Raw genomic sequence first — 3,449 nt, forward strand, 5'->3', positions numbered from 1 at the left:
CCGGCATCCGCAGCAATGCGCATCGCGGCGTACTGCTGCGGATTGCGCAGCGGACTCGGCTCGCCTTCGAGACGCAGCAGGTAGCCGCGGCCACGGACCGTCACGCGGAAGATCATGGCACTGGACGCGCCACCGCCGATCGGTGCGAGGGCGTCGATTGGCGTGGTGCCGAAGGTCGCGGCCAAAGCGGTCTGTGCCGCTTTGCGTCGGTCGTCGGAAAGGCTGTCGAGGCTGTTGTCGATGGTCACTGTCGCCGGCTCTCGACCACCGAGGTCGCTGCCACCGGCGCTGTTAACAGGAAACGGATGCCCCGGCATCCGTGAATTCCGGCAGACCGCCATGGCGAGGATGTTATGATGCCCGTGTGGAGCAGGGCGAGAAGACCATCGATTTTCACGCGGTGCTGCTGGGCCTGCGTATCGACACCAGGGGCCTCGAGCACCCCGACACGATCGGGCTGTCACCGCTCACCCTGAGGGTCGGCAGGCGGGGCGTCGCCTTCGCCTTCCGGTTCGGGGTCGTGGTGTTCGCCGGCGTACCGCCGGCAGATGAAGGTGCAGTGCTGGAAGCGTTGCGCCCGCGCGTCGTCGAGGCCCTGGACATTCCGGAGCACGACCGGACCACGGCGTCCGTGAACGGTGGCGACGACAAGCTCGACCAGGGCGGTGCGATCTTCCTGAAGGACGACGCGCCCGAGCGGTTGCAGATCGTCGCCAACGTGCTGGCCAAGAGTCTGGTGCTGGCGCAACAGGAGACCGAGCTCGCCGTCGCCGTCGACCGCATCGACCAGCTTGCCATGGAGCTGAAGCGCAAGGGCCGCGGCGTTCGCCAGGCGCGGGACCTGGTGCGCCAGATCGGCGACAGCCTGCTCACCCAGCATCGCATGGTCGGCCGCGTCGCGGTCGCGGACAAGCCCGACATCCTGTGGGACTGGCCCGAGCTCGAGCGCTTCTATGCCCGGCTTGCCGACGAGTACGAGCTGCTGGAGCGCGGCCAGGCGGTCGACCGCAAGCTCGCCCTGGTGGGCGACACCATCCGCACGCTTCTCGAGCTGGTGCAGGACCAGCGCACCGTTCGCCTGGAATGGTACATCATCATCCTGATCGCCATCGAGATCCTGCTGTCGGTGTACGAGTTGTTCTTCCGCGGCCACTGAGCGCCGCGACGGGCGACGGTCAATGCTCCAGGATCTGCCGCGCCGCATCGGGCCGACCCTCGAGCCGGCGAAAGTAGAGGTGACCGACGATGCCCATCGCCAGCAGCAGCAGGCCGAAAAAGAACTCGGTGTGGGTTGGGCCGATCAGGTCGAACAGCGGGGTGGCGCCGAGATTGAACACCAGCATCGAGGCCGCCATGATCGCCAGCCGCAGGCGGAACACGCGGGCGATCTCGACGCCGCGGTACACGGTCTGCATGCGGGTGATCATCGGGATGAAATAGAACGGGCCGCCGAAGCCCGAGACCAGGGCGGCCGCCATCATGGCCGGCAGCTTGTACGGGTTGTCGAGGCCCCAGGCGGCGAGCGCCAGCAGGACGAAGCCGAGTCCCATCGCGACATAGCCGAGAAACATGGTCTGAAGCGGCTTCTCGAACTTGACGCTGCCGGCCACCAGGTTGCCGACCACGTCGCCGACGCCGCAGGTGCCGATGATCAGGCCCAGCGCCGCGAGCCCGTGGAGGCCGAACAAATGCGGGTCGTGCTCGAGCACGATGAGCGTGATGGCGAGCTGCAGGGCGACGCTCCATGGCCCGTTGGCGAAGGCGTTGACCAGCAGCAGAACACCGGTCACCGGCTCGCGCAGCATCAGGCGCGCGCCGTCGAGCAGGGCATCCCAGGCGCCGCGCCAGCCGCCACGCGACGGGCGCGGCGGCACGTTGGGATCGTAGGTCCTCTCGCGCACCGCCCACACCGCGACGGCCGACAGAACGAAGCCTACTGCCGTGACCGACAGGAAATGGATCACCGGCAGGAGCGTGTTCAGCACCGCCGCCAGCATCGGCCCGATCAGCCGCGCCAGCCGCCAGGTGGCGTCAAACAAGCCGTTGATCGCCTGGAATTGTTCGCGGTCGGGCACCAGCACCGGTACCGCCGATTGCAGCGCCGGCGTGAACACCATGCGCAGGCCGGCGAGCCCCATCACCGACAGGATCAGCAGCGGGATCGAGACGCCCCAGACGTAGTAGCCGCCGACCGGCAGCAGGGCGAGCACGGCGCTGGCGTACTTGGCGCCGATCATGGCGCGGTCGGCCCGCCAGCGATCGAACAGCGAGGCGCCGATCAGCCCGATCACCAGCATGGCGCCGTACTGCGCCGCGTTGACGTAGCCCGCGGCATTGCCGATCTGCTCGGCGGCGATCCACACGACGGCGACCCGGAACAGGTCCTCGCCGATGGTCGAGGCGGCGAGCCCCGACCAGATGGTGGCGATGCCGGAGTCCTTGAGCGGGCGAAGGACGGCGATCATCGGACTATCGGTTCAGCGAATTGGCCGGTTCACGGAGTCAGCGCATCCACACCCCGCCATCCTTGCTGCGGTAGCCGAGCGACTGGTAGGTGGCGTCGACCAGCGACTGCCCGCGCCTGTTCATCAGGAGGCCGGGGCCCATCTGGTTCATCGTGTAGCCGAACGAGAGGCCTGCCGCCGGGTCGGCGAAGCCCAGCGAGCCGCCGGCACCGACATGGCCGAAGGCGGCGCTGCCCAGGATGACGCTGTCGACGTCCTCGCCAAAGATGCGGGCGCCGAGGCTGCGCCTGCGATTGTCCATCGACTTCATGAAGCCCGGGGCGAAGCGCGTCGGGATGCGCAAGGTGGCGTCGTCGTGCGTCGCCATCGAGACCTCGCCCATGCGAGCGAGCGTCGCCGCATCGACCAGCGGGCCGCCGCCATTGGCCAGCGGCCTGTACATGCCGGCGAGCCCCCGCGCGTTGGTGACGCCGTTGGCGGCGCCGATTTCGGCGGCGCGGCCGGCCCGCGTGTTGGCGCCGCCGGCGCGCCAGGCGCCGACATTCATGTAGAACAGGAACGGGATCGATTGCTTGTCGGTCGCGAGATCGCGCAGGAACGGCGTCTTGGCGTCCTCGGCCTTGAGCGGATAGGCGAGAATCGGCGCCACGCGCGGCTCGATCGCCTCGGGCAGGCCGATCCAGAAATCCAGCCCGAGCGGCTCGGCGATCTCCTCGCGGAAGAACGTGCCCAGCGACTTGCTGCTGGCCCGCCGTACCATCTCGCCGACCGTCCAGCCGAAGGTGAATCCGTGATAGCCGTTACGCGTGCCGGGCTGCCAGAACGGCTGCTCGGCGGCGAGCAGGCCGGTCATGTAATCCCACTCGTAGGGGCCGCTGTCCTTGAGGCGCGCACGCAGCGCCGGCACGCCGGCCGAATGGTCGAGCATCATGCGCGTGGTGACGTGCTCCTTGCCGTTCTGGCCGAACTCGGGCCACTGCTCGA

The 3,449-nt window shown here is 68.5% G+C and carries 4 protein-coding genes; 1 reads left to right on the forward strand and 3 read right to left on the reverse strand.

The annotated features are described in order from the left end of the window. Window positions 1-248, reverse strand: a 248-nt coding sequence (locus AB7O82_RS37830; protein ID WP_428621905.1) for a hypothetical protein, incomplete at its 3' end; no start/stop codon positions are given. A gap of 116 nt (window positions 249-364) precedes the next feature. On the opposite strand from AB7O82_RS37830, the gene AB7O82_RS37835 reads away from it, so the two are divergent. Next, window positions 365-1,156, forward strand: coding sequence for an RMD1 family protein (locus tag AB7O82_RS37835; RefSeq protein ID WP_428541381.1), 792 nt, complete (start codon window positions 365-367; stop codon window positions 1,154-1,156). Between the two features lie 19 nt (window positions 1,157-1,175). Here the strand turns inward: AB7O82_RS37835 and AB7O82_RS37840 are convergent, their stop codons facing one another. Both AB7O82_RS37840 and AB7O82_RS37845 read right to left on the reverse strand, forming a co-directional pair. Beyond that, window positions 1,176-2,465, reverse strand: a complete 1,290-nt coding sequence (locus AB7O82_RS37840) for an MFS transporter (protein ID WP_428541378.1) — start codon at window positions 2,463-2,465, stop codon at window positions 1,176-1,178. Between the two features lie 37 nt (window positions 2,466-2,502). After that, the coding region (locus AB7O82_RS37845) for a serine hydrolase domain-containing protein (protein ID WP_428621906.1) at window positions 2,503-3,449 on the reverse strand (947 nt) is incomplete at its 5' end.

Source organism: Reyranella sp. (assembly GCF_050185545.1).
GTDB lineage: Bacteria > Pseudomonadota > Alphaproteobacteria > Reyranellales > Reyranellaceae > Reyranella.

Bases quoted from the DNA above. Each gene is read 5' to 3' on its own strand.
- AB7O82_RS37840 (WP_428541378.1), bottom strand. From the start codon at position 2,465: ATGATCGCCGTCCTTCGCCCGCTCAAGGACTCCGGCATCGCCACCATC.